Origin of the sequence: Neorhizobium turbinariae, assembly GCF_023223505.1 — a bacterium.
Lineage (GTDB): Bacteria > Pseudomonadota > Alphaproteobacteria > Rhizobiales > Rhizobiaceae > Neorhizobium > Neorhizobium turbinariae.
The window spans coordinates 52,323-79,216 of sequence record NZ_JALPRY010000007.1; the positions used below are offsets into that span (position 1 = coordinate 52,323).

The window sequence follows — 26,894 nt, forward strand, 5'->3', positions numbered from 1 at the left end:
TGGCGAGCATCACCGGGTTTAGAGCCTATGTCAGAGGTGGGCGCGCCAGTGAACTTCGGAAACGATGGAAATAGGCACGCCCTTTCTCCGGTACTCAACGGCGTTGGAAATCGTGCTTCCGATGGTGGAGTCCTGCCAGATGTCGGTCGTGTACATGCCGATCACCAGCACATTCGTCTTGCTGTTCAGCCCGCTAGCGAGCGCACCGCGTTCGATGACAGCCTCTTCGCAGAGACGCCGCCGGCCGTAGTTGAAGATGCCCGTGAAGCAATAGATGGTCGAGTGGAAAGCAAGAGCTGGCGCCGGGCTGCAGAGCGGCAAGGCGTTTCCGCGCAGCGCTTCGAGCTGTTTCAGGTCCCCGCCGGACAGGCGATGCAGGGTTTCCAGAAGCTCCGCCCTTTCAGCGTCATCGGCGATGCCGTCGGTCATGATTTCACGAACTCGGCGGTAGAGCGTGTTGACGGCGGGAAGGTCGCTCATGTCCCGGTTGGCGATCAGCCAATTCTCGAGAAACTCGACTTCATCCTGGTTGATAACGCCATCGGCAACCAGACCACGCGCCACGCCGACAAGTTCATCTAGTTGGCCAGCCGAAACACGGTCGTTTGCAGTCTCTTGAAGAAGCAGCCCGTCCACCTGACGCCTCGCGAGGATCGTTTCCGCAGAGGCAGTGTTTTCCTCTCCGGCTTATCACCTGTCAAGCTTGGGCTAGAGGAGCCGCTTCCGCCAGATGACATAGGTGATGCCGCCACTCATCAGCGCCATGGAAAACCATGTCAGCGCGTAAACCAGATGTGTGTTGCGGAACCGGATGACGGTCAGGCCACCAACCGGATATCCGCCCGGATTGGGCGTCGCATCGGCGTCGATGAAATAAGGTGCCGTTTCAGGCAAGTCCTTGGCGGAAGCGATGGCCGAGACATCGCGTGAATACCAGCGACCTGCCTCCGGCGAGTTGGATCGCAGGAAGCCGCCGCCTTCCTCGCTGATCCGCAGAAGGCCCTTAACCTCGACGGTGCCTTCCGGCTGCCCCTGTGGGCGACTCGCCTGGTCCCGCCGTTCGGGCGGCACGAACCCACGGTTGATGAGGATGGTTGAACCGTCTTGCGTTGCCAGTGGCGTCAGGACCCAGAAACCGGGCCCGAGCTCGGTGACAGCCTGCACGAAGGTCTCCTTCGTGTGATCGAACTGCCCGGTCGCCGTCACGTGCCGATATTCGTCACGCTCCGCGGTCACATCCGGCCATTGGGTGCGCGTCGGTGCCTGCACGGGTTCGGCATTGACCCGGCTCTCGACGCGTTCGATCAGGTCGAGCTTCCAGAAGAGGCGCTGAACCTGCCATGCACCCAAAGCGGTGAACACCAGCATGAGAACCAGCATGGCGCCGGTAAAGGCGAGGCGGCGACGCGACGAGCCATCGCGTTGCGATGGGCGGTCCACCGCCTCTGCACCGTTTTCAGGAAGATGCATGGCGATGCCTCGTCAGGGCATGTTCTTCATCATCTCCGGCGTCATCGGCATCATGTTGGCATTGAGGTGATGCATGACCCAAAGCGAGCCGGCTAGCGTGATGCCGACGAGCACGAGGGTGAAGATCAGCGCCATCAATGTCCAACCGCCTTCCGAGCGCGGGTTCATGTGAAGGAAGTAGATCATGTGCACCACGATCTGCACGACACCGAGCGCCATGACCATGAAGGCCGTGGCGAGCTTGCTGTCGAAGACGCCGCCCATCACCAGCCAGAACGGGATGGCGGTGAGGATGACCGAAAGCACGAAGCCGATCATATAGCTCTTGAAGGAGCCGTGGGCCGCTTCATGACCATGGGAGTGGCCGTGATGCGTATTGCTCGCGCTTTCGTGTGAAGGTGCTTGGGTGTTCGAGGTCATCCGAGGACTCCCATCAGATAAACAAAGGAGAAGACGCCGATCCAGACAACGTCAAGGAAGTGCCAGAACATCGAAAGGCACATAAGGCGACGCCGGTTCTCCGGGATCAGGCCGAACTTGCCGACCTGCACCATCAGGGTAACGAGCCAGATGATGCCGAAGGTGACGTGCAGGCCGTGTGTACCGACGAGCGTAAAGAAGGACGACAGGAAGGCCGAGCGCGTCGGGCCGGCGCCTTCATGGATCAGGTGCGCGAACTCATAGAGTTCGAGCCCGAGGAAGATCAGCCCGAAGATGCCGGTGATGCCAAGCCAGAACAACGTCTCGGCCTTGGCGCCCCGCTCCATCTGCAGCATGGCGAAGCCATAGGTGATGGAGGAGAGAAGCAGCATCGCGGTGTTGATGGCGACGAGCGGCAGGTCGAACAGATCAGCAGGGGAGGGCCCGGCCGCATAGGAACGGCCGAGCACGCCGTGGGTCGCAAAGAGCACGGCAAAAATCAGGCAGTCGCTCATCAGGTAGAGCCAGAAGCCAAGCATCGTGCTGCCTTCTGGATGATGCTCTTCCGTCAGGTAGAACTGCGGAGCGTCCGTGGTGGAGCCTTGGGTTTCAACGTGTGTCTGGCTCATGGGTCAGCTCCGTTGCGCGAGCAGCTTGGTCCGCTCGTCTTCTGTTGCAGCCACATTCTCGGCTGGGATGTAGAAGTCACGGTTGTAGTTGAACGTATGTCCGATCGCGACGGCAAGCAGCGCCAGGAAGGAGACGATCGCCAGCCACCAGATGTACCAGATCATCGCGAAAGCGAGCACCACGCTCAGCCCGGCCAAGATCACGCCCGCGCCGGTGTTCTTCGGCATGTGGATCGGCATGAAACCCTGGAGCGGACGCTTGTAGCCGCGGTTTTTCATATCGTACCAGCTGTCATGATCGTGCACGACCGGCGTGAAGGCGAAGTTGTAGTCCGGCGGGGGCGACGAGGTCGACCACTCGAGCGTGCGGCCATGCCACGGGTCACCGGTCTCGTCACGCAGTTGGTCACGCTTCAGGAAGGAAACGATCAACTGGATGATGAAGGCGGCGATGCCGACAGCGATCATGGCCGCGCCGATCGCGGCGATGATGAACCAGATCTGCAGCGAGGAATCCTCGAACTGGCTCAGGCGACGCGTGACACCCATCAGGCCCAGCACATAGAGCGGCATGAAGGCAACAAAGAAGCCGATCTGCCAGAACCAGAAGCTGATCTTGCCCCAGAACGGGTCGAGCTTGTAGCCGAAGGCCTTCGGGAACCAGTAGTTCACGCCGGCGAGCAGGCCGAACAGCACGCCGCCGATGATCACGTTATGGAAGTGCGCGATCAGGAAGAGCGAGTTGTGCAGCACGAAGTCGGCGGGAGGTACCGCCAGCATCACGCCCGTCATGCCACCGATGACGAAGGTGACCATGAAGCCGACGGTCCACAGCATCGGCACTTCATATCGGATGCGGCCGCGATACATTGTGAAGAGCCAGTTGAAGATCTTCGCACCCGTTGGGATGGAGATGATCATCGTGGTGATGCCGAAGAAGGCGTTCACAGATGCGCCCGAGCCCATCGTGAAGAAGTGGTGCAGCCACACGATGTACGACAGGATCATGATCACGCAGGTCGCATAGACCATCGAGGCGTAACCGAAGAGGCGCTTGCCGCAGAAGGTCGCAACCACTTCCGAGAAGATGCCGAAGGCGGGCAGAACGAGGATGTAGACCTCCGGGTGACCCCAGATCCAGATGAGGTTGATATACATCATCGGGTTGCCGCCGAGGTCGTTCGTGAAGAAGTTCGTGCCGGCATAGCGGTCGAGCGTCAGCAGAACGAGGGTGGCCGTCAGGATCGGGAAGGTCGCAACGATGAGGATGTTGGTGCAGAGCGAGGTCCAGGTGAAGATTGGCATCTTCATGAAGGTCATGCCTGGGGCGCGCATCTTCACGATGGTCGCAACGAGGTTGATCCCGGACAAGGTTGTCCCAACGCCCGCCACCTGCAGGCCCCAGATATAATAGTCCACACCGACGCCTGGGCTGTAGTCCGCGCCAGACAGCGGCGGATAGGCGAGCCAGCCCGTGCGGGCGAATTCGCCGACGAACAGCGACATCATGATGATGACGGCACCAGCCGTGGTCATCCAGAAGGAGAAGTTATTGAGGAACGGGAAGGAAACGTCGCGCGCGCCGATCTGAAGCGGCACCACGTAGTTCATGAAGCCGGTGACGAACGGCATCGCCACGAAGAAGATCATGATCACGCCATGCGCGGTAAAGATCTGGTCGTAGTGGTGCGGGTTGAGATAGCCCTCATTACCGTTGAAGGCGATCGCCTGCTGCACGCGCATCATGATTGCGTCGGCAAAGCCGCGCAAAAGCATGATGATGGCGAGCACGATATACATGATGCCGATCTTCTTGTGATCGACACTCGTGAACCATTCGTTCCAGAGGTAACCCCAGAGCTTGTACTTGGTGATCAGCGCCAACAGCCCGAGGCCGCCGATCGCGACCGCGATGAAGGTCACGACAAGGATTGGCTCGTGGTAAGGGATGGCTTCAAAGGAAAGCCTTCCGAAGAGAAACTGCGTCAGGGTGGTATTACCGAACATGGGTCCCTACCAAATATTGTCTGCCGAGTTCACGGCTGGGGTGCAGGCTGAGCCGGCGGATTGTTGTTGAGCTGAGGAGGTGCGGCGCCGCTCTGATCTCGGTTCATGTCCTTCATGTCATGATCAGTCGTTTGCGGCTGGCTTTCCGTGCGATCGTTGACGCCCTGCGCAGGCTGATCGGTCTTTGCGGGGTTACCTGTTGCCGGGAAGGTCGCGCCAGGGCCGGGGCGGCCGCTTTCCTCGTTCTCATTGGCCTCGCCTGCATGGCGGTTGTCATGCTCTAGACGGGCGCGGTTCTCGTGGCTCTCGACGCCGGCACCGCCGGACATGTCGATATGCATCATTTCGTCCATGCACATCTGTCCGGGGCGCGTGCACATGTTGAGAATGGTGCGGTAGAGCCCGTCCTCGACATTGGCGTAGTAGCGCACCGGCTCCTTGGCGCTCGGCTTTTCAAGCTTGAGGTATGCGTCGCGGTTGAGCGCCGTGCCGTTCTGCTTCACACGTGCAATCCACTGGTCGAAGCCGTCCTGATCCGTGCCGTGGAACTTGAAGCGCATGTGGGAGAAGCCATCGCCGCTGTAGTTGGCGGAGATGCCCTCATATTCACCCGGCTTGTTGATGACCGCGTGGAGCTTCGTCTCCATGCCCGGCATGGCGTAGATCATGCCCGCGAGCGCCGGAACGTAAAACGAGTTCATGACCGACGACGCGGTGATCTTGAAGTTGATCGGCACATCGACCGGTGCTGCCATCTCGTTAACCGTGGCAATGCCGTAGTCCGGATAGAAGAACAACCACTTCCAGTCGAGCGCGACGACCTCAACCGTGAGCGGTTTGGTATCGGCGGGGACCGGACGTTCTGCGTCGATCCGCTCCAGCGGTCGGTAAGGGTCTAGCTTGTGGGTGCTGATCCAGGTGATCGCTCCAAGGGCGACGATGATCGCCAGCGGTGCCGACCAGATGATGACTTCAAGACGCGTGGAGTGGTGCCATTCGGGATCGTAGGGCGCATCGGTATTGGAGCTGCGATACCGCCAGGCGAAGAACAGGGTGAGGAAGATCACCGGGACGATGATGAGGAGCATCAGCACCGTCGACACGACGATCAGTTCTGCCTGCTGTTGCGCGATATCGCCGGAAGGCGACATCACCACCAAGTTGCAGCCTGAAAGCATGACCAGTGTCAGCAATGCCAACAAGCGTCCAACGATTTTAAACTGAGGGATCATCTCAAGCTCGATCTACGTTTTTGCTGGCCCGGACTACGCCCGTTCCAATGTCCACTGGAATGAGGCCGGTTGTCGCACTGCAGCAATCCGTCGCACTGCAACAAAAAACCGCATGGCATTCGTCATGTATCTAAGGCAAGAACCGGAACAGGCTCAGCCGGAAGTCCACTACCGGTCAATCTAGGTCATCGTTCCAAGGTGACCAGAGGCCGCAGCGGGAGGAACGCTGCACGTACTACGCAGGCTGTTTTTTGTTCGCCCTTCCTTGATCTCCAACGCGTGTTGATCAACATTCAAGGCAAGAGGCGAATATCGCCAGGAGGAATCTATGACCACGGCCGTCAACACCGCGTCCGCAGGCCCTACATCATCCGGCCTTGAAGAGGATGCCCGCCGCATCCACGACGACAAGCCCATCTCCGCCGGTAATATCGCGATCGGCGTGATCATCGGCCGCACATCCGAATTCTTCGACTTCTTCGTCTATGCGCTTGGCTCGGTTCTCGTCTTCCCGAAGCTGATCTTCCCGTTTGCGCCAAATCCGGTTGCGGCAACGCTGATGTCGTTTGCGATCTTCCCGCTGGCCTTCATGGCACGGCCGGTCGGATCCTTCGTGTTCATGTGGATTGACCGAAATTACGGGCGCGGCACGAAACTCACGATCGCGCTCTTCCTGCTTGGCGGCTCGACAGCATCGATCGCCTTCCTGCCGGGCTACGAGACCATCGGTTATTGGGCCGTCGCCTTGCTGGCGCTGTTCCGCATGGGGCAGGGCTTTGCGCTGGGGGGCGCCTGGGATGGGCTTGCTTCGCTTCTGAACCTCAACGCGCCGCAGAACCGTCGTGGCTGGTACGCGATGATCCCGCAGCTCGGTGCGCCGATCGGTTTTGCGCTGGCAAGCCTGCTGTTCGGTTATTTCGTCGCCAATCTCTCGGAAGAGGAGTTCCTGTCCTGGGGCTGGCGTTATCCGTTCTTCGTTGCCTTTGCGATCAACGTCGTCGCGCTGTTCGCTCGCTTGCGCATCGTCGCGAGCAGAGAGTTTGGTGCTGCGATGGACGCCAACGAACTGCAGGCGCGGCCGATCTTCGAGATGCTCAGCAAGCACGGCTATGACGTGATCCTTGGCGCGTTTGCGCCGCTGGCAAGCTTCGCGATGTTCCACCTCGTCACGATCTTCCCGTTGAGCTGGGTGATCCTTAACGGCGGCCAATCTGCGGCGGAATTCCTTCTGGTGCAGGTTGCCGGTGCGGCGGTGGGCCTGGTTGGCATCGTGCTGTCGGGCATCATCGCTGACCGTATCGGCCGCCGCAGCCAGTTGATGATCGGCGCGAGCCTGATTGCGATCTTCTCGTTCTCGGCACCCTTCCTGCTCGACGCCGGCGGCAAGGGCCAGGATGCTTACATCATCATCGGCTTCTTTATCCTCGGCCTGACATTCGGCCAGGCGTCCGGCTCGGTGTCGTCGCGCTTCACCCAGTATTATCGTTATACGGGTGCAGCCCTGACATCCGACCTGGCATGGCTGGTGGGCGCTGGCTTTGCGCCGCTGGTAGCGCTGGGGCTTGCCACCAACTTCGGCATCATCTTCATCGGCGGGTACCTGATCTCCGGGGCCATCTGCACACTCGTGGCGCTGAGCCTCACCCGCGTGCTTGACCAGGCGAATGAGCCGGGTCCTCGCTAAACCCACAAAAAAATGCCGGGCCTCGGCCCGGCATTGCTTTCCATGACGTAACCCGCGGCAGGTCAAGCGAACGGTTCGGTCGGACCTTTCGCAGGCTCGGTAAACCATCTGGGGCCTTCTGCCGACATGTAGATGTGGTCTTCGAGCCGGATGCCGAAACGGTTGGGATAGACGATCATCGGTTCGTTTGAGAAGCACATTCCCGGCTGCAGGACCGTTTGGTTGCCGCGCACGATATATGGTTCTTCGTGGATCTCCATGCCGAGCCCGTGCCCGGCGCGATGCGGTAACCCCGGCACGGCGTAGTCCGGGCCCAGGCCGTGGCGAGCGAGCACCGCACGGGCGGCATCATCCAGGCTACCGCAGGTGGCGCCGAGTTGAGCGGCATCGAACACTGCCTGCTGCGCCTCTCGTTCGATCGCCCACGCTGCCGCGAACTCCGGTGTAGGCTCTTCCATCACATACGTTCTCGTGAGGTCGGAGTGGTAGCCGTCGAGCCGGCAGCCGGTATCGACAAGCACCACGTCACCCGGCTGATAGGTCTGGTCGCCATCAGCGCCATGCGGAAGCGAGGTCGCCACCCCGAAGGATACGATGCAGAAGCTCGATCCGCTGGCGCCAAGCGCGCGATGTTGTTCATCGATAAAGCGAACCACCTCCGAAGACTTTACCCCCGGCTTGATCATCGCATGAGCGCGGCGGTGGACCTCCAGCGTCAGGCCCATCGCGTACTTGATCAGCGCGATCTCGTTCTGCGACTTGCGCAGACGCAGGCCGCGGATGAACGGGCCCCCGTCAACGAGGCGGTCGGCACCGAAGACATGGGCAAGCTGATGATATACGAAGAGCGGCAATGCATCATCCAAGCCAAGCTTGCCGCCTTGCGGCATGAGGCGTGCAACGAGTTCTGCACTCGACTGATCTTCCTGCCAGACAACGATCTCGCCCGGAAGATGCCGCAGGCTCTCGACGCGGCTCTGCTCGAAGCCAGGGACGACATAGGTCACCGCGTCCGGCGTCACCAAGGCGCCAACAAGCCTTTCGCTCGCTTGCCAGACCAGACCGGTGAAATAGCGGAGGCTTTCGGTGGATCCTAGCAGCAGTCCCTGGATGTTCTGCTCCGAGAGCCGCTCCTGCAGCCGCTTGAGGCGCCCGCGTCGTTCATCATCGGATATAGGGGGAACGGGGTGCTTCCACGACATTCTGGACCTCACTGCACTACAAGCTGGATGGCCACTGCGTTAGCGCGTCGTGGATGCAAAGTCGATCATGGATCGGTAGGATTGGACGCTGGCTTCAGCGTTACGAAGCGTGTGCTAGTCCATTATGGATCTGAAGCGGGCGCGGTCGGCGCCTGTCGCCGGGCGGCTGATGATCGTGCGTCCCCGTCGGTCACGCATCGTGTAACGGTCGCGCGTCAGGACTTCCTGGATGCCGGAGCGGTGCCGCACCTCCACAGATGACCCGTTGACGCTTACGCTGTCTCCATTGCGCGAACTCGTGCGACTGCCTTGGCCCTTTGAGCCCCCGCGACCTGGTGAGCCTCCACTCGCACCTGAGCTTGCGCCGCCACGGCCGCTATTGCCTCCGGAGTTTCCTCCGCCATTGCTGTTGCCGCCGCCGGCACCGGCACCACTATTCCCACCACCGTTGCCATTGCCGCCGCCGTTGCCTCCGCCGTTACCACCGCCGTTGCCGCCCCCGTTACCACCGCCGTTGCCGCCGCCGTTACCGCCCCCATTGCCATTGCCTTGCGCAAAGGCCACCTGGCGGTTGAAGGCGGCCTCCAACAGCAGGACGGTTGCACCCAAGAGGATCGTTCTGCGCGCTAACACCGCAAACTCCTAAAACTTCTCATACTCTACGCAAAAAGGGCGTCGCTTGACCATACCATCGGCAAGACGCGCTGCCGCGTGTCAACTTGCGAGGGCACCAAGAGTGGTCACTCCGACCGTCAGAGCAAAGATGATAAACAGCAGCCAGCGTGCTTGATGTATGCTTTCTTCCATGGTTGCCTCCTTTTCAACGGGGCAACACCCGCTCCTTTGCGGCGGTTCCGCCCCAGGACCTTATCCTCAGGCTCCGCCGTCATAGGTCCGAAACCGGATGGCCATTGGTCCAGCAGCACGTCGGACTGAAGGCTGACGCGGGGTAGTGACGCGAGCATCCAGAGAGCGCACGCGATGCCGCAGCCTGATTGATCGCACGTGGTCGCGCGCGATCGATCAATTGCTGGATAAGCTATATCAGGTCGGAGGTTAGTGGTCCTGCTGTCTCGATAACCGCATCGCCCGAAGCCGCGCGGTCTTCTCGTCGCGCGCCTTCTTTTCAGCTTCCGCCGCGAGCTTTGCGAACTCGGTCGTTTGCTCGAAAGCGGCTCGTTTCATTTCGGTGGTGGTGGGCTTTTTCTGTGTCGTGTCCGTCATGCACGAGTAGTTAGGCCAGCGTCGGGTCGCGGCAAGGCTGAACCTGAGCTTCCCACGCCAGAAATCAACGGGCGTGCTCAGAGGCCGGCTTGCTCGCGCAAACGGGTAAGTTCATCCTCAGTGAGCGGTCGGCTTTTGCCCTTGGCCAGCTGCCCCAGCTCGATATCCCCCATCCGGACGCGAACGAGCCTCAGGCACTCGAAACCGAGCGCTTCGAGCATTCGTCTGATCTGGCGGTTCTTTCCCTCTTGCAGTTCCACTTCGATCCAGGCGTTCTTGTCGCCCTGTCGGAGCAGTTTGACCGCAGAAGCCCTCAGGAACTCGCCGTCATGCTGCACGCCGGCCGCCATTTGCTCAAGAAACTCGCTGTCTACCGATCCCCTAACCTGAACGTGATAGGTCTTCGCCACATGCCTCTCGGGATCGAGCAGACGCTGCGCGAACACAGTGTCGTTCGTAAACAGCAGCAAGCCTTCGCTCGCCTTGTCCAGTCGGCCGACCGGCGACAGGTGGGGCACGTCAAAGGCTTCCAGGCAGCTGAATACGGTCGGCCGCCCCTCGGGATCGTCCCTGGTCGTGACCAGACCCCGCGGCTTGTTCAGCACGAGATAGACCTTGGATGCCGCGGCGACACGAACGTCATCGACGGAGATCTTGTCGCGGGTGATGTCCACCCAGCTGTTCAGGCTTTTGTCGACGCGACCATTTACCTTTACCTGGCCGCCCGCCACGAGCTGCTCCGCTTGCTTGCGGGAACAAAAGCCAAGCTTGGAAAGCGCACGGGGTAGCGTGACCCTGACGCCAACTGCCGCGGACCGGCTGTTCTTCAAGATCCACTCCTTCTTGCCGTTGCTTCGGTCTTTGACCTAACCTGACATTCGATGGAGCGCCAGAGCTAGACGTTCTCCGTTCTGGCGGGTTGGATGTGCTGTGGTGAGTTCAACTGCAGGTCCGCCAGGCAGGTCTCTATCCTGTGCACCAATGCCTCGCGGGTCGGGCGAACCGACCACAGGATGTCGCGGAACAGCCTTTCATCAATGCCGCCAGCGATGTACTCGGACAGGCAGAAGGCAAAGCGACATGGTTTATGCCCCAGCACGTCCTGAACCTCTGTGATCGCGCAGAAAGCCTTTGCCGCTCGGCGGGACACGTAAACCACGCCCTGTAGCGACCCCCTGCGAAAAGCGTCGAGGGTCGTTTCGCGGACGTCCTCAACCTGGTCCGCCACATAAGCGATGGCACGGCTCGCCTTGTAACCCCATGACCGAAGCTCAAGCGCGATATCGCATTTGACGTGTTTCCCGGAGACATGGACGATCTTGCCGTCGGTCGGTCTCCAGGTCGAGAAGATCAGGCGGAGCAGGCTGTCAGCGTCTCCCTCTCCGACGACCGCATCTCGATACCCGCGCTGTGCGAGGCAGGCTGCCGTCTGCGGACCCACTGCATAAAGCCGGACATTGTCACCGATCCGTCCCTGCCTGAGAAAGGCTTCAACGCCGTTCGCAGAGGTGAAGACAAGAGCGGCTGCATCCGCCGCCTCGTCTCTCTCGATGGTGAGGTCGCGCGTCACCAGCATAGGCTCTGCAAGGCAATTGACGCCGATCCCCGCCAACGCTTCCACGGTGCCGCGCGTGTGCGGCGCGGATTGGGTCAGCAGAAGCTTTGGTCGCTGCGCGTAGTGGTCGAAGTGCAACATCGACGTCAGGCGGCCTGCGACTTGGCCATAGGCTCGACGGAAAGGATCGTCAGCCGGTGGACCTGACCGTCCCGGGCCGTCCAGTTGATGGACTGACGCGGCGAAAGACCAAGAAGGGCCACGCCGATCGGCGTCATGACGCTGACCATCGAGCGCCCGATATCCGCTTCGCCGGGGTAGCAAAGGGTGACGGTTCGGGTCTGGCCAAGCTCGGTTTGGTAAGACACCGTCGAACCAATACCGACGACATTCGCCGGCAGCTTCTTGTCAGGAACGATCTTTGCGCGTTCCAGTTCGGCAAGCAGTTCGTCTGCGACTTCGAGGTCACGGCCTGGAGCCGCCAGGGCAAGCGACGTCAGGCGAGCGTGTTCAGTTTCGCGAACGGTAATCAGCGGCTTGCTGACCTTCTTCGATACGGAGTTCATGTTCATAGCCTCTCGCGCAGCCGCCAGCCGCGCACCGGATGTGTAGAAGATGGGTGATTGGGTCGCGCAAAAACTTAAGCGAGGTGCCTAAGAATCCCGGTCCTGACGCGCGACAGCAGTCAAGGAGCCGGGCTAGTGTCCTTCGATGGGACACTCACGGCGGAGGCGATAGCTATGGAGATCCGAAATCTTCATCATGGCAGCCTGATGATGTCACGCTTCCACGGGAAGTCAACCACCGCAGCGGAGGTCGATCTGTCGCACAGTTTTTTATTTCCCTCGTCCGCACGGTTGGGTTACTGCACGCTTCCAGTCAATGGATAGCACCAAGGAGTGAAATAATTGCAGGTCCATGAGAAGCTGGAACCGATCCTGACCGAAGTACTGCGTCGCAATGGTGGCGAGCAAGAATTCCACCAAGCGGTACGCGAAGTCCTCGAGAGCCTTGGCCGGGTGATCGCCAAACATCCGCGATACGCGGACAATGCTCTGATCGAGCGTATTTGCGAACCGGAGCGCCAGATCATCTTCCGCGTGCCGTGGGTAGATGACACGGGGCAGGTGCAGATCAACCGCGGTTTCCGCGTGCAGTTCAATTCGGCCCTTGGCCCTTACAAGGGCGGCATCCGCTTCCATCCCTCGGTCAATGTCGGGATCATCAAGTTCCTCGGCTTCGAGCAGACCTTCAAGAACGCGTTGACCGGCATGCCGATCGGCGGCGGCAAGGGCGGCTCGGACTTCAATCCACGCGGCCGCTCACAGGGCGAAATCATGCGCTTCTGCCAGTCCTTCATGACCGAGCTACACCGCCATCTGGGTGAATATACCGACGTGCCGGCCGGCGATATCGGTGTTGGTGGTCGTGAGATCGGTTACATGTTCGGCCAGTACAAGCGCCTGACCAACCGGTATGAAGCCGGCGTCCTTACGGGTAAGGCCCTGTTCTACGGCGGGTCGCGCGCTCGCAAGGAAGCGACAGGCTATGGCGCGACTTATTTCGTGCAGCGCATGCTCGGCACAAAGGGGCAGTCCTTTGAGGGCAAGCGCGTCGTTGTTTCCGGCTCCGGTAACGTCGCCATCTACACGATGGAGAAGGTCATCGAGTTTGGTGGCAAGGTGGTGGCCTGCTCGGATTCTAACGGCTTCATCGTCGACGACAGCGGGATCGACCTGGACCTGGTGAAGGAGATCAAGGAAGTCCGTCGCGCTCGCATCAGCGAATATGCAAATCTCAAGAAGGGTACCGCGCGCTATGTCGAGGGCGGCTCGATCTGGGACGTAGCCTGCGATGTGGCAATGCCATCGGCAACGCAGAACGAGCTGACCGGCAAGGATGCCCGCACGCTGGTGAGAAACGGGGTCGTCGCTGTAGGCGAGGGTGCCAACATGCCCTCAACGCCGGAGGCAGTTCGCATCTTCCAGGATGCTGGCGTTCTGTTTGCGCCCGGCAAGGCAGCCAACGCCGGTGGCGTCGCGACTTCGGCACTCGAAATGCAGCAGAACGCCTCGCGTGACAGCTGGACCTTCGAGCAGACGGAGAGCCGCCTCGCATACATCATGGAATCCATCCATGACCGCTGCGCGGAAACGGCAGAGGAATATGGCGCGCCGGGCGATTACGTTCTGGGCGCCAATATCGCTGGCTTCGTACGCGTTGCCGAAGCAATGGACGCGCTTGGCGTCATCTGATCCACGAAAGTTGTTACAAGACGAAGTGCCGCAGGCCTACCGCCTGCGGCACCGCGCCGCGCGGCTTGACTTCCGTGATCGGCCAACCGATCTTATGGCCATGTTGACGAACCGCGACATACTTCGGCTGAGCGCCTTTCGGGTGTGCCCCATCGCAGGATCCTGACCCGGGTCCGGTGTTTCGTCGCCTATCGGACCCTGGGATACAGATCAGCTTTAGCGCTGATTCTCGCGACAACCTTCATCACTTAGGTTGATTTGGGCAGACTGCCCCAGAGGTACTGACATGATTTCCGGAAATTCTCATTGGCCCCCTTTGGTGGGAATAAGCGACCATGCGCGCCTGAGCGCGCTGATGCATAGGGCGCCTGCCGATTCCAAGCTGCGGCGGCGACTGGCGGAAAAGCTTCGGCAATCCTGCCTGATGCTGGACGACCAGCTTCCACCGAATGCCATACGGCTTGGCTCCACCGTCACCTTCGAGGCCGAGGGTGAGTCGGCGAGAACCATTACGGTGGTGCATCCAAGCGAGATTGATGCAGAGGAGGCCCGGATCTCGATCCTGGCGCCGGTCGGCCTCGCGCTGTTTGGCCTGCGTCCACGCCAGCGCAGCGAATGGATCGCCCAGGACGGGCGCAAGAGGCGGGCGATCATACTGGGTGTGGAAGGCCGGGCTTAAGGTCCCACCCACAAACCCGCAGAACCAGTTTCGAGAGACAGGTGGAAATGACGCAGATCGTATCCAGAGGAGGTTGCGTTACCGCAGGCCCGTAGCCCTGTGCCGCCGACACGGCCGGCACAGGGAGTTCTTGTTTCGCCCACTTGAACGCCATCGGGAGACGAAAATGCCTGCCGCCAATGCCCTTGCATTCCTCACCGCCGAGGATGCTGCCGTCCTGCGAATACTGCTTCAGGATCCTGCCCTCACGGATGCAGAAAAAGCGACCATCTTCCGCAAGCTCGATACCGCTCGCATCATCGAGGGCGGTCGGGTGCCTGCAGATGTCGCGACCATCAACAGCCGGATCACCTACCAAGTGAACTGCGGCGTGCCTGTGTCCGCCTTCCTCGTCAATATCAGAAAACCGTTCCGCTCGTTCCAGGGCGTCATTCCGCTTCGCGGGATCGGCCTGTCTCTGCTCGGCATGCGGGAGGGAAGCCGAGCACAAATCGTGCTGCCTGGAGATGCAGCAGCGGAGCTTGTGCTTAAGCGCGTGCTTTACCAGCCACAGCGCGTGGGGGCAGACGTGTTCGGTTGTGTGGCGCAAAAGACGAAAGCGCACCCGGCACCACGTCTCCGGCCACGGTTGGATCAGCGTACGGTGCAATCGGCTGCGGGAGGGGAGCAATGACCGGCGTCCATGGCGACCTCGCGGCCCGCTCCAGGCCGTGGATCGATGTGCAACTGCATTACGATCACTTCAGCGGCAGGGCACTGATCTGCTTTCCCTCGGGCGAGCGGATCATGCCGTCCCGGTACCCCAGCCGTGAAGCGGCCGCAGATGCGGCACGTGAGCTTGTCGCTCTCACGAGTGCGGAGAACGGCGCGCAGATTGAGCAAGATCGCATCCGCATCTGGCTGCGCTAGCCGATCTGCCTCTGAATTCAAGACCAAACTTGGATCGCACCTGACGATCCTGTCGAAACCAGCACGCTGGAGGATTACGATGTCCCGTGAAGCTTTTTGCCAACTGACTGCAGGCGACCTGAACGTCCTGATGTCGATGCTCGACCAGGAGAATGATTTCTCTGAACGCTTTCTCGTTCTGCTTCGCGAGAAGCTGAACCATTCGAGTATCTTCTTCCGCGAGGATATTCCCGCGAACGTGGTGACAATCGACTCGCAGGTTTTCTATCAGGTCAACGGGGTGCAGGCTGGGCCGCACGTGCTTGTCCGCAACCCTGGCGATGACCTTCCCAACTTCGCGATCTCGGTGCAGTCGCTGCGCGGACTGGCCCTGCTCGGCCTCGCGGTCGGCGAGTCCACCGAGATCTGCACCGATGACGGCTACTGCGAGACGATTACGGTCGAGAAAGTAATCTTTCAGCCGGAGGCCGAGGCGCGACGCAGGTCTGCGCGGGTTGAGCCGCGCGAACTGCTGGATCACGCCCCGCAGATCCTGAGCTTTCGACCGAAGCCGCGAAGGGTGTTCACGGGTTACGACGACGATCCCGGTCCCAGCGCGGCCTGATCTTTATTCAGACACTCCGGTGACCATGGCGGCAGCCATGGTCACGCCTGTATAATTCTCGTTTCTGCTAGGCTCCGGGCACAACCGGCGTGGATGCCTGCGCCTTTTCGCGTTCCCGGCCTGTCAGGAATGACTTGTATTCCCAGCCGCCGTCGTGGCCGCGGTTGCGATAAAGCGTCTCGAGCCAGAACAGTCCGTCGTCGTCATGAGGCTGGACCGGATACCAGGCATACCACTCATGCCAGATCGTCTTTCTGCCTCCAGGTTGCATGCCGTGCCTCCTCCTTGCATCAACAATACGCCTGAACCATTGCTACCGTTCGTGAGGGTCACGAGCGGGTAGACTCTTCCTGCTCGTCCGATGGCGCACTCCGCAGAGCCGTGGCGTCCTTGTTCTTCTTGCGCTCGTTCTTGCGCGGCAAGGGCGTGTCGAGCCCCATGTAGGCGGGATCCACTTCGTGCATTGAACATGCCGGCGAAGAATACTCGTTCTGCTCGTCTTTGCTCATCTAGACGCTCTCCTAGAAAGCCTTTCCTATCTTCGAGATGATTTTGGTCATCCGAACTCAGGTCGGCCATTGCCATCATTCTCTTTTGCGGAATAATAAGCAAGAATTTTCCACAAGTGAGATCGATGGATCTGTCCTCAGTTGAAATCTTCGTTGCGGTGGCCGACAGCCAGAGCGTGACGCGTTCCGCGCAGCGGCTTGAGCGTGCGCCCTCGAACGTGACGACGCGTATCCAGCAGCTTGAGCAGAAGCTGGGCGTCAACCTTTTCAGCCGCAATTCGAAGAAGATGACGCTGACGGAAGAGGGCAGGGCCTTCTTGCCCTATGCCAAGAAGTTGATCGCGCTGGAGCAGGAGGCGAGAAATGCCGTCAAGGCGCTCGACGTCCCGCCCGTCCTCAACGTCGGCACGATGGAAAGCACGGCCGCAAGTCGCCTGCCGCCCGTGCTGGCCGCCTTCAGCAGCGAGTGCGGCACGCCTCTCCAACTGACGCTCGGTGCGACGCGCGAGCTGATCCGCGCCGTGGAGTCCGAAGCGCTCCACTGTGCGTTGATCGCGGCGCCGCATGACGAGCCCGAGTGGTTTGCGCAGGCCGTTGGGCGCCTCGACCACCTTCATTCGGTCCGCGTCTTCCAGGAAGACCTGCTGCTGGTTTTTCCCTCGACACACCGCTCCGTGGAGCAGCCCGCTGACATCGCCGTGCCGTCGCTGGCCGCGCTGGAGCCCGGTTGCACCTATCGACAGGTTGCGGAACGCTGGATCGGCTCAGCGGCGCGTTGCCCGACGCTGGAGCTGTCTTCCTATCATTCCATTCTCGCGCATGTCGTTGCCGGCAATGCCGTGGGCGTCATGCCGCTTTCGGTGTTGAACATGCTCCCCTGGAACAGCGAGGTTCGCAACCGCCCGATCGGGGTCATCGACACCCTGCTGATCTCCCGCGCTGGAAATCGGCCCCCAACGCTCGAGCAGTTCGAGCAGATCCTCCTTGCATCATCGGCTGCAACGGCTGACAAGATGCAGCAATCCCAGTTCGTCCAATAAACTCCCAAGAGCGTTCATGCCTCCCTCCTTGCCTGATGAGCCATCTCATCGTTCAAAGCCGTCACGCTGGTTCAACCCGATACTGGCCGGGGCGACGCTCCCCGATCGACTGCTCGCCTGTGCGGCGGCGCTGGTTGCGATCATCCTGACGGGGCTGATTTGCGGCCTCATGTTTGGCGAAGGCTCGCACCTGCCTCTCATCGTTGCCCCGATGGGTGCCTCGGCTGTTCTTCTCTTTGCAGTGCCTTCCAGTCCGCTGGCGCAGCCTTGGCCGATCATCGGCGGCAATACGATCTCCGCGCTTATCGGCGTTGCTGCCGCGAGCGCCATCAGCGACCCGATCATCGCGACCGGTGTTGGCGTTTCGCTCGCCATCGCGGCGATGTCCTTTACCCGTTGCCTCCATCCACCCGGAGGCGCCGCGGCCTTGACCGCGGTGCTCGGCGGTCCGGCTGTTGCAAGCTGGGGTATATTGTTTCCATTCGTGCCGGTTGCGCTGAACTCCTGCCTGCTGGTCGCTATTGGCCTGGCGTTCCACAAGCTCTCCAAGCACAATTACCCGCATGTCGCGACGCCGCCCGTGAACACCCACCTGACCGCAGATCGCCCGGCGGCCGAACGCGCGGGCTTCCAGGAGCAGGATGTGGATGCGGCACTTGCGGCCTTGAAAGACAGCTTCGACATCGATCGCGACAGCCTCCTTCGGCTCTTGCGCCAGGTGGAGCTTGAAGCCGTTGCCCGCTCTAACAGCGAGATCAAGTGCGCCGACATCATGTCGCGCGACGTCGTTTCCGTCGATATCGATGCAAGCGTTGAACAGGCGCGATGGCTGCTGCTTCATCACAATGTCAGGACGCTGCCGGTGAGGGACCACGACCGGAAGCTTGTAGGGACCGTCGGCCTTCGCGAACTGGCCGTGGCTGCCGGCTCCGTCGAGCCGCTGATTGCGCGGCCGATTTCAGCTCGACCTGACGATCCGGCGCTGGCGCTTCTTCCAGTGCTGACGGATGGGCGGGCGCATGCCGTCATCATCACGGACGCGCAGCGCAATATTCTGGGGCTGATTTCCCAGACGGATCTCCTGAGCGCCGTTGCCCGGTCACTGCCCAAGCCGGTGCAGCCTCAGACCGTCGCAGCGTAAGCGTCAGCGCGCTCCAACATAAGCGAGGAGACAGGCCGCCGCGCAGAGAACGGGAAGCACCGAGCGTGTCGGATTTCCTAAGAATGCGATCGGCACCGCTGCCGCGAGGATAAGGCTGAAGGCTGCAAGCTCGGTGTCCGCCAGCGCCAGTCCCAGCGCGCCGAGAAATACCGCTGTGGCAATGGTTGGCATCAACGGCGAAGCATCAACTCGCGCGGGCGCTGCCGTGTAAAGCAGCATGAACTGCCTGAAACTTAAGCCCGCGGCGCAGGCCAGGAGGAAACAGTTGAGGAAGACCTGCATTTTGCGCCTCGCCGACTGATTGTTTTCAGTTCACGCTGCAATCTTCGTGCCAGTGCGGCATGGAGCGGATTTTCGCGATCCTCTTGATCAATCGGCTCCAACCTGATCAAGACGAAGTTGTCGCCATAACCGGGGCGGTGATCAAGCAGGAAATCGGCAGTCTATGGCTCGTGAATTCGAAAGAACTGGCAGCGAAACATCCGGGTCGGTGGCATCGGATGCATTCCTTCGTCTGCACGAAGTCTCCCGCTCCTTTGGCAAGACAGCGGCCGTCAACTCGGTGTCGCTGGCGGTGCGCGCAGGCGAAGTGCTGTCGCTCGTCGGCCCTTCCGGCTGCGGCAAGTCCACGCTCCTGCGCATGATTGCCGGCGTCGAGCATGCCGATCAGGGGCAAATCGTTATTGATGGTGTCGAAGTGGACGGCGCCAGCTTCGTACAGCCGGAAGAGCGCAGCGTCGGCTTCGTGTTCCAGGACTACGCGCTATTCCCACATCTGACGGTGCGGGAGAATGTGCTTTTCGGTCTGAAGCGCCTCGACCGCTCGTCGGCCCGCGCGAAGGCGGACGCGGTGATCGACCGCATCGGCATCATGCACCTGGCGGAGCGTTATCCAGCAAGCTTGTCGGGTGGCGAGCAGCAGCGTGTCGCCCTAGCGCGTGCGCTGGCGCCGGACCCAAAGATCGTCCTGATGGACGAGCCGTTCTCAAATCTCGATCAGGGGCTTCGTGCCCAGGTGCGGGGTGAGACGCTGGCTCTGTTGAAGGGGCTGGAGACCACGGTCGTTCTTGTGACCCATGATCCGCAGGAGGCGCTTTCGGCCGCCGACCAGGTTGTCCTGATGAAGCGGGGTGAGGTTATTCAGGCTGGCAGCCCTTATGATCTCTATGATCGCCCAGCCAGTGCTTATGCGGCCGAGTTCTTTGCGCCATCCAACAAGGTGCCAGGCGTCCTGCGCCGCGATCATGTTGACACGCCGCTCGGGGCGTTTCCTGTCCTTAAGCGTACGTTCGAGACGTCTTCTCCCATCGTCTACATCCGCCCGCACACGATCACGCTGTCGCCGGACGGTGGCGAGCTTGTAGGCAAGGTGGAGCGCCGTGTCTTTTCTGGCGACACCGAGGAAGTGGTGCTGCGGATCGAGGGATTGCAGGAACCGCTTCGTGCGGTGGCGTCGAAGCGCCTGCCGCTCAACACGGATACGGTTGGGATCCACATCGAGCGCGACAAGGTGCTGATGTTCGACCCGGCCTGAGGGCGCGGCGCGTCACCGTTCACGTTATCGTGAACCGCAGTCAGTATTAGAAATTAAACTTGACCGTCAGCATCCACAAATGCTGGAAGCGTTCCCGTGTTTCTCACGTCTCGGGGGGAGTTCCAGATGACATCACGCACGATCCTTCAGGCCGCTCTTATGGCAACGGCCGCCATGTTGCCGTCCTATGCCGTGTCGGCAGAGCTGAACCTCTACACGACCCGCGAACCCGCTCTGATCGCTCCCTTGATCGAAGCCTTCACCAAGTCGAGTGGCACCAAGATCAACACCATCTTCCTGAAGGATGGCCTCGCTGAGCGGGTCGCCTCGGAAGGTGGAAGCTCTCCGGCCGATATCCTCATGGCCGTCGATGCGGGCAACCTTGTCGATCTTGCAGAGAAGGGTGTGACGCAGCCGGTTGATTCAGAGGTGCTGAAGACAGCCGTTCCTGAACAACTGCGGGATGCCAACGGGCACTGGTTTGCGCTTTCGATGCGCGCTCGTGTTCTTTATGCCGCCAAGGATCTCGATCTGGTCAGCTTCAATTACGAGGATCTGGCGGATCCCAAGTGGAAGGGCAAGGTCTGCATTCGTTCTGGCCAGCACCCTTACAACACTGCGCTTTTTGCGGACTACATCGCCCACCATGGCGTTGAAGAAACAGAAAAGTGGCTGGCCGGCGTCAAGGCCAACCTCGCCCGCAAGGCCGCCGGGGGTGATCGCGACGCTGCCAAGGACATTCTTGGTGGGATCTGCGACATCGGCATCGCGAACTCCTATTACGTCGGCCTGATGAAGTCGGGTGCCGGTGGTCCGGAACAGGAGAAGTGGGCAGAAGCCATCAAGGTCATCCTGCCGACCTTCAAGGACGGTGGAACCCAGGTCAACATCAGCGGTGCTGCGGTTGCCAAGCATGCGCCGAACAAGGCCGAAGCGGTCAAATTTCTGGAGTATCTGGTCTCGGACGAAGCACAGCAGATCTATGCCAAGGCGAACTTCGAATACCCGGTAAAGGCTGGCGCCCAGATCGATCCGATCATCGCGTCCTTCGGCGAACTCAAGATCGACAACAAGTCGCTCGCCGAGATCGTCAGCCATCGCAAGGAAGCCAGCGCCCTTGTCGACAAAGTCGGCTTCGACAACTGACGCGGGGGAAGGCGCCGTTTCGTGGCGCCCGCCTCTTTCGCGTGATCGGCTCCTGAATGCTGCATCCGTTCCAGTCCACCTCTGCTTCCAAATCCGGCGGCGCAGTCGTTCCAACAGCCTTGTTGGTGATTGCGCTTCTCGTCATTTTGCCGTTCGGCGGCCTGGTTCGCGAGGCACTGCGCGGCTCGCCCGGGCTTTGGGAGCATCTCGCTTCCACTGTTCTACCCACCGCTTTTCTCGACACGGCGATCCTGCTTGCGGGCGTCGGGGTGATCACGACCCTGATTGGCACATCCGCCGCCTGGCTCGTCAGTGCCTACCAGTTTCCGGGACGAAACGTTCTCCAGTGGGCGCTGCTGCTGCCGCTCGCCGTTCCGACCTACATTATTGCCTATGCCTATCTCGACATCCTGCATCCGGTGGGTCCGGTTCAGGAGGCCGTTCGCTGGCTGCTGGGTTATGAGAGCCCCCGCCATTTCCGCCTGCCGGATATCCGCTCCATGCCAGGATGTATCCTGCTCCTGGGTTTCGTCCTTTACCCCTATGTCTATATTCCAACGCGGGCGATGTTCCTGACCCAGTCGGGTAACCTCGTCGATGCTGCGCGCACGCTTGGCGTCTCCAGGCGGGCGATCTTCTGGCGGGTGGCGCTTCCGCTTGCGCGGCCCGCGATTGCCGTGGGGGTCAGCCTCGCGCTGATGGAAACCCTGAATGATGTCGGTGCCGCGGAATTCCTGGGTGTCCGGACGCTGACGGTCACCATCTATACGACCTGGATTACCCGTACGGACCTGCCCGGCGCCGCGCAGATCGCTCTCGCGCTTCTCACCATTGTGGTGTTGCTGGTCATGCTGGAGCGCTGGGCGCGGCAAAAACAGAGTTTTGTCACAGACGCACGCCGCAACCGTCCCATGCCTTTGCAGCAGACTTCCACGCTTCACGGTCTTGCCCTGCTCCTGGCGGGGACAATCCCGGTTGTCATTGGTTTTGCAGCGCCGGCGCTCTACCTGGTGAAGGAGGCCTGGCAGCGATACCAGTTCGCCGGCATATCTCCCCGGCTGTTTGATGAAGCCATTGCGACGCTTGGCATTGCTGCTGCCGCGACCGGCGCGACCATCCTGCTCGGACTTGCAGCCGCTTATGCGATCCGGTTCAACAAGGGGCGCCCCGTCTCCGGGTTGTTCCGGATCTTGATGCTGGGTTACGCTGCTCCCGGCACGGTGATCGCCATCGCGGTCCTGATCGTGCTGGCTGGCGCCGATCGTGCAATCGACGCTGCCTTGCGCCAGTGGCTGGGTGTCTCTGTTGGCCTCGTCTTCCTGGGCTCGGGCGCGGCTGTCGTCTACGCACTGACGGTGCGGTTCCTCGCCATCTCCGTCGGCAGCATCGAAGCGGGGTTTGCGCGCATCCCCGGCTCCTTCGACCAGGCCGCCAGAACGCTTGGCCATACGCCTTCCGACACGTTTCGCAAGATCCACATCCCGCTGTCGAAGACGATGATCTCGGCCGCCGCCATTCTGGTCTTCGTGGACTGCGTCAAGGAACTGCCCGCAACGCTTCTTCTGCGCCCGCTGAACGTCGAGACATTTGCCACGCACCTTTACGGCGAAGCAGCCCGAGGAACCTATGAAGAAGGATCAATCGTCGCGCTTGCGATCGTGGCAATTGGCATCATCCCGGTCATCCTGCTGTCGCGTGTGGGCGCGAAACACTAGGCGCGAAGCGCTCCTTGAGGGTCTCTTCCAGGACGTCCCAGACTCGGGCGTCCAGCATCTGTGAAACGTTGAAGCGCATGAAACCGGTTGCGGATTGTGACAGGCTGAAAACATTGCCGGGTGCTAGGATCACCTTCCGCTTTAAGGCACTTCGAGCGATATCCGCGGCATCCATGTCCTCCGGCAGCTGACACCACAAAAACATGCCGGCCTGCGGCTCCAGCCATGGCGTGACACCGAGGTTCTTGAGCTTTGAAGATACCTCGCGCATCGCCTTCGACAGTCTCACGCGCGTCGCTTCAAGATGTTTTCGGTAGCCGCCATCGCTCATGACGTTGAACACGAGTTCGGCCGCCAACCGGCCACCGCCGAAGGAGGTTGCAATCTTCAGATCCGTCAGACCTTCGATCCAATCCGGCTTGGCGATGATGAAGCCGCAGCGGGCCGAAGCAGACAGGGTCTTCGAAAAGCTGCCGATGTGGATGACGCGGTCGAAACCGTCGAAGGCTGCGAGGCGTGGCGCGGACATGTGTTCGAAGTCGGCGAAGATATCATCCTCAACGATGGTCAAGTCGAACTGGTCCGCCAGCTTCAGGACCTTATGCGCAATGACAGGCGACAAGACGGCTCCCGTCGGATTGTGGATCCCGGAATTGGTGATGTAGAGGCGCGGCCAGTGCTCCCGCAGAATATGGGCGAAGGCCTCAACATCTGGTCCAGCCGGTGTGTAAGGCACCCCGACGATCTTCGCCCGGTGCGCCCGAAGAAGCGCATGGAAGTTGAAGTAGCACGGGTCATCGACCATCACCGTGTCACCGGGCTCCAGCAGGAAACGACACAGGAGGTCGATTGACTGGGTACCGGATTCGGTGAGCATGATCTGGTCAGGCGAGGCTTCGATGCCCTTTTCGGCCATCCGCCGGGATAGAAGCTGGCGCAGCGGCGGCAGCCCAAGCGGTGAACCGTAGTCACCCAGCGTGCCTTCCCGGGCACGTGCAAGCTTCCGGAGCGCTCGACGGAGTGAATCATTGGGCAGCCAGGACTGCGGAAGCCAGCCGCAACCTGGCTTCAGATCATCCTCACCCGCTTCGAGCGACTGCCGCGACACCCAGAACGGGTCCACTGCGCGGTCTGTCCTCGGCCCGACCTCAGCTACCGTGAAAGGGAGCGCCTGGTTGGCAACGTAGAAGCCGGATCCTGGCCGGGAAAAGATTACGCCTTCTGCGGCGAGCCGGTCATAGGCCTCGACCACGGTGGCGGGAGAGAGCTTCATTGATGACGCTAGGCTTCGGACAGATGGGAGCTTCGCACCCGGCCCCAAGGCGCGGCTGGCTATACGCTGTCGGATCGTGTCCATCACCAGCGTTATCCGCGTCTGCCTTACGCCATGCTCAACCATCTGTATTACACTCTCGCCCATAACAGTTTGGCTCAACTGTATCACACTGTAACTGGCTCCGCCACGGCTGCTCGTCGATGGATATGACCTTCAACATTGGAGCAGATGATGGATCGGATAACAGTTGGCTGGATCAACGGCTTTATCGGGATGGTGATATTCAGCGGCTCGCTGCCGGCGACACGGGTAGCGGTGATGCAGTTCGATCCGGTGTTCCTCACCGTCGTGCGAGCCGCCATTGCGGGGATGCTCGCGCTCGCGCTTCTCCTTCTGCTCAAGCAGAAGCGGCCGCCTGCTGGAGATGTGATGTCGCTGGTCATCGTCGGAGCCGGCGTGGTGGTGGGTTTTCCGTTGCTAACCGCGCTGGCGCTGCAACACGTGACCTCAGCCCATTCCATCGTCTTCATCGGCTTGCTGCCGCTCGCAACGGCGTTCTTCGGTGTCATCCGCGGCGGTGAGCGGCCAAGGCCAGCCATCTGGTTGTTCTCGGGCCTGGGCTCCCTGTTGGTTGCCGGCTTTGCCCTGTCGCAAGGGTCGGATCTGTCGCCGGTGGGAGATCTCCTGATGCTTGCCGCCGTCCTCGTCTGCGGGCTTGGTTATGCGGAAGGTGCCAAGCTTTCGCGTCAGCTTGGTGGATGGCAGGTCATCTGCTGGGCACTCGTCTTGTCATTGCCGCTGATGGCAATCGTCGCCGTGATCACCATGCCGCCCACATTCGCCGGAATAGGCGCGCCCGCGTTGATCGGCCTTGGATATGTCTCGCTCTTCAGCATGCTGATCGGCTTTGTGTTCTGGTACCGCGGGCTGTCGGAAGGCGGAATCGCCGCCGTGGGTCAGTTGCAGCTTCTGCAGCCGTTCTTCGGACTGGCGCTCGCCGCGACGCTGCTGCGCGAGCCGGTCTCTCCCGGGATGGTTTTTGTCACCCTCGCCGTTATCCTGTGTGTGTTCGGCGCCAAACGGTTTGCTCGCTGAGGCGCGCCGTGCCGTAACTTTTACGTCGTGCACGCGTTCTAAAGAACCGTGACCATCAGGAGGCTGGGATGCCGGTTCGAGTGTCAGTGTGTGCGAGGCCCAGTTGTGCTCATGCCTGGGCCAAACAGTGAAGATCGCCACTTACAACGTCAACGGAGTGAATGGTCGCCTCGAAGTCCTGCTGCGGTGGCTCGAGCAGGCCTCCCCGCACATCGTCTGCCTGCAGGAGTTGAAGGCACCGGACGAGAAGTTTCCCGCCAAAGCACTCGAGGCTGCCGGCTACGGGGCGATCTGGCACGGCCAGAAAAGCTGGAACGGCGTCGCGATCCTCGCGAAGGGAAAGGAGCCTCTGCTGACCCGCAAGGGTCTGCCCGGCGGTTCCGATGACGTGCAAAGTCGTTACATTGAAGCGGCGATCGACGGCATGGTCATCGGCTGCCTCTATCTTCCCAATGGCAACCCTTTCCCCGGTCCGAAGTTCGACTACAAGCTTGCATGGTTCGAGCGCCTTCATTCCTATGCGGCAGAGCTTCTCGCGCTGGAAGTCCCGGTGATCCTCGCCGGCGACTACAACGTGATGCCCACGGATCTCGACGTGTACAAGCCGGAGCGCTGGAAAAACGACGCCCTATTTCGCGTCGAGGTGCGCGACGCTTTCCGCCGCCTCGTGGAGCAGGGTTGGACGGATGCGCTGAGAAAGCTTCATCCTGACGAGCGCATCTACACGTTCTGGGACTATTTCCGGAATGCCTTCGCACGGGACGCCGGGCTGAGGATCGACCATTTCCTGCTTAGCGCAGACATTGCCGCGCGATTGTCGGCCGCAGGCGTTGATCGGGAGGTTCGCGGCTGGGACCATACCAGCGACCATGCCCCCACCTGGATCGAAATCTCCGACAAAGCCACCAAACGCAGGAAGGTGCGGTAGCCACACACACGGAACAAGTCAGAGCTCTTCGTGTTGACCACCCTCAACAACGAGGAGACATCAATGGTAACGATGGTAGGAAACGAATCCGACATCAAGGGTCTGGTGAAGGACCTGATCTATCTCGAGCACGATGCAATCGCCGCTTACGACTCCTGCATCGAGCGGCTGAACGATAGCAGCCTCTCTGCCCAAATCGCCACGTTCAAGCAGGATCATCTCCAGCACCTCGTGGTGCTCAACGAGATGGCGCGTGAGCTTGGCATTGAAGCGCCGACAGAAGGTGACATGAAGCAGATGCTGACCACCGGCAAGATCGCCCTCGCCGACCTGCTCGGCGACGCTGCAATCCTCAAGGCCATGAAGACCAATGAGGACGACACGGTCACCGCGTATGAACGTGCGGCGCGCCATCCTGATGCCATCCCGGCCTCCAAGGCCTTTTTCGAAAAGGCCCACCAGGACGAAGAGCGTCACCGCGCCTGGATGGAAACCACCGCCATGGCCCTTTGAGCCGTGATCAGATGGAGACGCCTGCGGCGTCTTCATCTCCTTGCACGGAGCGCGCATGTCGGGAACGTCATCGGCGGTCGATAGTTCTTCTTCCCGAAAACAAGGA

30 protein-coding genes are annotated in these 26,894 nt (G+C 60.8%); 14 read left to right on the forward strand and 16 right to left on the reverse strand.

Annotated elements, in window-relative coordinates; genetic code table 11:
• Nucleotides 1-30: 30 nt before the first annotated feature.
• The 6 genes from M0654_RS05300 to cyoA form a co-directional block, all read right to left on the reverse strand.
• The gene (locus tag M0654_RS05300) at nt 31-636 is read right to left on the reverse strand and encodes an NAD-dependent DNA ligase (protein ID WP_248682129.1); all 606 of its coding nucleotides are present in this window, start codon (nt 634-636) and stop codon (nt 31-33) included.
• A 72-nt stretch (nt 637-708) separates the two neighbouring features.
• On the reverse strand, nt 709-1,470 hold the full coding sequence (locus M0654_RS05305) for an SURF1 family protein (RefSeq protein WP_390919626.1): 762 nt from the start codon (nt 1,468-1,470) through the stop codon (nt 709-711).
• 12 nt (nt 1,471-1,482) lie between these two features.
• Nucleotides 1,483-1,890 carry a cytochrome o ubiquinol oxidase subunit IV gene (gene cyoD, locus M0654_RS05310; protein ID WP_118852305.1) on the reverse strand — a complete coding sequence of 136 codons (408 nt, stop codon included), beginning with the start codon at nt 1,888-1,890 and terminating at the stop codon, nt 1,483-1,485.
• Nucleotides 1,887-2,519: a cytochrome o ubiquinol oxidase subunit III gene (gene cyoC / locus M0654_RS05315; RefSeq protein WP_248682130.1), complete on the reverse strand. Its 633-nt coding sequence runs from the start codon at nt 2,517-2,519 to the stop codon at nt 1,887-1,889. The genes cyoD and cyoC overlap by 4 nt, the downstream gene beginning before the upstream one ends.
• A gap of 3 nt (nt 2,520-2,522) precedes the next feature.
• Nucleotides 2,523-4,526: a cytochrome o ubiquinol oxidase subunit I gene (gene cyoB / locus M0654_RS05320; protein WP_248682131.1), complete on the reverse strand. Its 2,004-nt coding sequence runs from the start codon at nt 4,524-4,526 to the stop codon at nt 2,523-2,525.
• A gap of 29 nt (nt 4,527-4,555) precedes the next feature.
• Complete coding sequence (gene cyoA / locus M0654_RS05325; RefSeq protein WP_248682132.1) at nt 4,556-5,758, reverse strand: ubiquinol oxidase subunit II; 1,203 nt, start codon at nt 5,756-5,758, stop codon at nt 4,556-4,558.
• 328 nt (nt 5,759-6,086) lie between these two features.
• Between cyoA and M0654_RS05330 the strand changes: the two genes are divergently transcribed.
• A complete protein-coding gene (locus M0654_RS05330) occupies nt 6,087-7,442 on the forward strand; it encodes an MFS transporter (RefSeq protein WP_248682133.1) in 1,356 nt (451 codons plus the stop codon).
• A 62-nt stretch (nt 7,443-7,504) separates the two neighbouring features.
• Here M0654_RS05330 and M0654_RS05335 read toward each other — a convergent pair whose 3' ends face one another.
• The 6 genes from M0654_RS05335 to rnk all read right to left on the reverse strand — a co-directional run bounded on the left by M0654_RS05335 (nt 7,505) and on the right by rnk (nt 11,989).
• Nucleotides 7,505-8,644, reverse strand: coding sequence for a M24 family metallopeptidase (locus M0654_RS05335; protein ID WP_248682134.1), 1,140 nt, complete (start codon nt 8,642-8,644; stop codon nt 7,505-7,507).
• 114 nt (nt 8,645-8,758) lie between these two features.
• Nucleotides 8,759-9,277 carry a hypothetical protein gene (locus M0654_RS05340; protein ID WP_248682135.1) on the reverse strand — a complete coding sequence of 173 codons (519 nt, stop codon included), beginning with the start codon at nt 9,275-9,277 and terminating at the stop codon, nt 8,759-8,761.
• A gap of 423 nt (nt 9,278-9,700) precedes the next feature.
• Complete coding sequence (locus tag M0654_RS05345) at nt 9,701-9,868, reverse strand: hypothetical protein (protein WP_248682136.1); 168 nt, start codon at nt 9,866-9,868, stop codon at nt 9,701-9,703.
• Between the two features lie 77 nt (nt 9,869-9,945).
• The gene (locus M0654_RS05350; RefSeq protein WP_390919700.1) at nt 9,946-10,701 is read right to left on the reverse strand and encodes a pseudouridine synthase; all 756 of its coding nucleotides are present in this window, start codon (nt 10,699-10,701) and stop codon (nt 9,946-9,948) included.
• A 62-nt stretch (nt 10,702-10,763) separates the two neighbouring features.
• Entirely contained in the window at nt 10,764-11,564 is an 801-nt protein-coding gene (locus M0654_RS05355) for a uroporphyrinogen-III synthase (RefSeq protein WP_248682138.1), read from the reverse strand.
• 5 nt (nt 11,565-11,569) lie between these two features.
• Complete coding sequence (gene rnk, locus M0654_RS05360) at nt 11,570-11,989, reverse strand: nucleoside diphosphate kinase regulator (protein WP_248682139.1); 420 nt, start codon at nt 11,987-11,989, stop codon at nt 11,570-11,572.
• Between the two features lie 342 nt (nt 11,990-12,331).
• On the opposite strand from rnk, the gene gdhA reads away from it, so the two are divergent.
• From gdhA to M0654_RS05385, 5 genes are all read left to right on the forward strand, one after another.
• Nucleotides 12,332-13,678, forward strand: a complete 1,347-nt coding sequence (gene gdhA, locus M0654_RS05365) for an NADP-specific glutamate dehydrogenase (protein ID WP_248682140.1) — start codon at nt 12,332-12,334, stop codon at nt 13,676-13,678.
• Between the two features lie 355 nt (nt 13,679-14,033).
• On the forward strand, nt 14,034-14,357 hold the full coding sequence (locus M0654_RS05370) for a GreA/GreB family elongation factor (RefSeq protein ID WP_248682141.1): 324 nt from the start codon (nt 14,034-14,036) through the stop codon (nt 14,355-14,357).
• A 166-nt stretch (nt 14,358-14,523) separates the two neighbouring features.
• Nucleotides 14,524-15,030: a hypothetical protein gene (locus tag M0654_RS05375; protein ID WP_248682142.1), complete on the forward strand. Its 507-nt coding sequence runs from the start codon at nt 14,524-14,526 to the stop codon at nt 15,028-15,030.
• The gene (locus M0654_RS05380) at nt 15,027-15,266 is read left to right on the forward strand and encodes a hypothetical protein (RefSeq protein WP_118852329.1); all 240 of its coding nucleotides are present in this window, start codon (nt 15,027-15,029) and stop codon (nt 15,264-15,266) included. Before M0654_RS05375 ends, M0654_RS05380 begins: the two co-directional genes overlap by 4 nt.
• Nucleotides 15,232-15,870 (forward strand): transcription elongation factor GreAB, encoded by a 639-nt coding sequence (locus M0654_RS05385; protein ID WP_248682144.1) that lies wholly within the window; start codon nt 15,232-15,234, stop codon nt 15,868-15,870. The genes M0654_RS05380 and M0654_RS05385 overlap by 35 nt, the downstream gene beginning before the upstream one ends.
• Before the next feature lie 67 nt (nt 15,871-15,937).
• On the opposite strand, the gene M0654_RS05390 is transcribed toward M0654_RS05385, so the two are convergent.
• Nucleotides 15,938-16,141: a hypothetical protein gene (locus M0654_RS05390; RefSeq protein WP_248682145.1), complete on the reverse strand. Its 204-nt coding sequence runs from the start codon at nt 16,139-16,141 to the stop codon at nt 15,938-15,940.
• Between the two features lie 58 nt (nt 16,142-16,199).
• Nucleotides 16,200-16,379 (reverse strand): hypothetical protein, encoded by a 180-nt coding sequence (locus M0654_RS05395; protein ID WP_248682147.1) that lies wholly within the window; start codon nt 16,377-16,379, stop codon nt 16,200-16,202.
• 125 nt (nt 16,380-16,504) lie between these two features.
• On the opposite strand from M0654_RS05395, the gene M0654_RS05400 reads away from it, so the two are divergent.
• Both M0654_RS05400 and M0654_RS05405 read left to right on the forward strand, forming a co-directional pair.
• Entirely contained in the window at nt 16,505-17,419 is a 915-nt protein-coding gene (locus M0654_RS05400) for a LysR family transcriptional regulator (protein WP_248682148.1), read from the forward strand.
• A 16-nt stretch (nt 17,420-17,435) separates the two neighbouring features.
• Nucleotides 17,436-18,560, forward strand: a complete 1,125-nt coding sequence (locus M0654_RS05405; RefSeq protein ID WP_248682149.1) for an HPP family protein — start codon at nt 17,436-17,438, stop codon at nt 18,558-18,560.
• 3 nt (nt 18,561-18,563) lie between these two features.
• Here M0654_RS05405 and M0654_RS05410 read toward each other — a convergent pair whose 3' ends face one another.
• Nucleotides 18,564-18,863: a hypothetical protein gene (locus tag M0654_RS05410; RefSeq protein WP_248682151.1), complete on the reverse strand. Its 300-nt coding sequence runs from the start codon at nt 18,861-18,863 to the stop codon at nt 18,564-18,566.
• A 163-nt stretch (nt 18,864-19,026) separates the two neighbouring features.
• Between M0654_RS05410 and M0654_RS05415 the strand changes: the two genes are divergently transcribed.
• The 3 genes from M0654_RS05415 to M0654_RS05425 all read left to right on the forward strand — a co-directional run bounded on the left by M0654_RS05415 (nt 19,027) and on the right by M0654_RS05425 (nt 22,976).
• Nucleotides 19,027-20,115, forward strand: coding sequence for an ABC transporter ATP-binding protein (locus M0654_RS05415; protein WP_248682153.1), 1,089 nt, complete (start codon nt 19,027-19,029; stop codon nt 20,113-20,115).
• 159 nt (nt 20,116-20,274) lie between these two features.
• The gene (locus M0654_RS05420; protein ID WP_248682366.1) at nt 20,275-21,261 is read left to right on the forward strand and encodes an extracellular solute-binding protein; all 987 of its coding nucleotides are present in this window, start codon (nt 20,275-20,277) and stop codon (nt 21,259-21,261) included.
• A gap of 56 nt (nt 21,262-21,317) precedes the next feature.
• A complete protein-coding gene (locus M0654_RS05425; protein WP_248682155.1) occupies nt 21,318-22,976 on the forward strand; it encodes an ABC transporter permease in 1,659 nt (552 codons plus the stop codon).
• Here M0654_RS05425 and M0654_RS05430 read toward each other — a convergent pair.
• Nucleotides 22,942-24,396 carry an aminotransferase-like domain-containing protein gene (locus M0654_RS05430; protein WP_390919702.1) on the reverse strand — a complete coding sequence of 485 codons (1,455 nt, stop codon included), beginning with the start codon at nt 24,394-24,396 and terminating at the stop codon, nt 22,942-22,944. The two genes, M0654_RS05425 and M0654_RS05430, sit on opposite strands and share 35 nt — an antisense overlap.
• Nucleotides 24,397-24,483: 87 nt before the next feature.
• On the opposite strand from M0654_RS05430, the gene M0654_RS05435 reads away from it, so the two are divergent.
• From M0654_RS05435 to M0654_RS05445, 3 genes are all read left to right on the forward strand, one after another.
• Complete coding sequence (locus tag M0654_RS05435; protein ID WP_248682157.1) at nt 24,484-25,347, forward strand: DMT family transporter; 864 nt, start codon at nt 24,484-24,486, stop codon at nt 25,345-25,347.
• Nucleotides 25,348-25,474: 127 nt separating this feature from the next.
• Nucleotides 25,475-26,275: an exodeoxyribonuclease III gene (gene xth, locus M0654_RS05440; protein ID WP_248682159.1), complete on the forward strand. Its 801-nt coding sequence runs from the start codon at nt 25,475-25,477 to the stop codon at nt 26,273-26,275.
• Nucleotides 26,276-26,338: 63 nt separating this feature from the next.
• Entirely contained in the window at nt 26,339-26,788 is a 450-nt protein-coding gene (locus M0654_RS05445) for a DUF2383 domain-containing protein (RefSeq protein WP_248682160.1), read from the forward strand.
• Nucleotides 26,789-26,894 lie beyond the last annotated feature (106 nt).

What these genes read in the sequence shown, in the direction of transcription:
- M0654_RS05435 (WP_248682157.1), top strand. Translation starts at nt 24,484, where the DNA reads ATGGATCGGATAACAGTTGGCTGGATCAACGGCTTTATCGGGATGGTG.
- M0654_RS05400 (WP_248682148.1), top strand. Translation starts at nt 16,505, where the DNA reads ATGGATCTGTCCTCAGTTGAAATCTTCGTTGCGGTGGCCGACAGCCAG.
- rnk (WP_248682139.1), bottom strand. Translation starts at nt 11,989, where the DNA reads ATGAACTCCGTATCGAAGAAGGTCAGCAAGCCGCTGATTACCGTTCGC.
- M0654_RS05395 (WP_248682147.1), bottom strand. Translation starts at nt 16,379, where the DNA reads ATGAGCAAAGACGAGCAGAACGAGTATTCTTCGCCGGCATGTTCAATG.
- M0654_RS05430 (WP_390919702.1), bottom strand. Translation starts at nt 24,396, where the DNA reads ATGGGCGAGAGTGTAATACAGATGGTTGAGCATGGCGTAAGGCAGACG.
- M0654_RS05345 (WP_248682136.1), bottom strand. Translation starts at nt 9,868, where the DNA reads ATGACGGACACGACACAGAAAAAGCCCACCACCACCGAAATGAAACGA.
- M0654_RS05405 (WP_248682149.1), top strand. Translation starts at nt 17,436, where the DNA reads ATGCCTCCCTCCTTGCCTGATGAGCCATCTCATCGTTCAAAGCCGTCA.
- M0654_RS05390 (WP_248682145.1), bottom strand. Translation starts at nt 16,141, where the DNA reads ATGCAACCTGGAGGCAGAAAGACGATCTGGCATGAGTGGTATGCCTGG.
- M0654_RS05380 (WP_118852329.1), top strand. Translation starts at nt 15,027, where the DNA reads ATGACCGGCGTCCATGGCGACCTCGCGGCCCGCTCCAGGCCGTGGATC.
- M0654_RS05410 (WP_248682151.1), bottom strand. Translation starts at nt 18,863, where the DNA reads ATGCAGGTCTTCCTCAACTGTTTCCTCCTGGCCTGCGCCGCGGGCTTA.
- M0654_RS05305 (WP_390919626.1), bottom strand. Translation starts at nt 1,470, where the DNA reads ATGCATCTTCCTGAAAACGGTGCAGAGGCGGTGGACCGCCCATCGCAA.
- cyoD (WP_118852305.1), bottom strand. Translation starts at nt 1,890, where the DNA reads ATGACCTCGAACACCCAAGCACCTTCACACGAAAGCGCGAGCAATACG.
- M0654_RS05355 (WP_248682138.1), bottom strand. Translation starts at nt 11,564, where the DNA reads ATGTTGCACTTCGACCACTACGCGCAGCGACCAAAGCTTCTGCTGACC.
- M0654_RS05445 (WP_248682160.1), top strand. Translation starts at nt 26,339, where the DNA reads ATGGTAACGATGGTAGGAAACGAATCCGACATCAAGGGTCTGGTGAAG.
- M0654_RS05330 (WP_248682133.1), top strand. Translation starts at nt 6,087, where the DNA reads ATGACCACGGCCGTCAACACCGCGTCCGCAGGCCCTACATCATCCGGC.
- M0654_RS05375 (WP_248682142.1), top strand. Translation starts at nt 14,524, where the DNA reads ATGCCTGCCGCCAATGCCCTTGCATTCCTCACCGCCGAGGATGCTGCC.
- M0654_RS05335 (WP_248682134.1), bottom strand. Translation starts at nt 8,644, where the DNA reads ATGTCGTGGAAGCACCCCGTTCCCCCTATATCCGATGATGAACGACGC.
- cyoB (WP_248682131.1), bottom strand. Translation starts at nt 4,526, where the DNA reads ATGTTCGGTAATACCACCCTGACGCAGTTTCTCTTCGGAAGGCTTTCC.
- M0654_RS05420 (WP_248682366.1), top strand. Translation starts at nt 20,275, where the DNA reads ATGGCAACGGCCGCCATGTTGCCGTCCTATGCCGTGTCGGCAGAGCTG.
- M0654_RS05415 (WP_248682153.1), top strand. Translation starts at nt 19,027, where the DNA reads ATGGCTCGTGAATTCGAAAGAACTGGCAGCGAAACATCCGGGTCGGTG.
- cyoC (WP_248682130.1), bottom strand. Translation starts at nt 2,519, where the DNA reads ATGAGCCAGACACACGTTGAAACCCAAGGCTCCACCACGGACGCTCCG.
- M0654_RS05425 (WP_248682155.1), top strand. Translation starts at nt 21,318, where the DNA reads ATGCTGCATCCGTTCCAGTCCACCTCTGCTTCCAAATCCGGCGGCGCA.
- M0654_RS05370 (WP_248682141.1), top strand. Translation starts at nt 14,034, where the DNA reads ATGCATAGGGCGCCTGCCGATTCCAAGCTGCGGCGGCGACTGGCGGAA.
- cyoA (WP_248682132.1), bottom strand. Translation starts at nt 5,758, where the DNA reads ATGATCCCTCAGTTTAAAATCGTTGGACGCTTGTTGGCATTGCTGACA.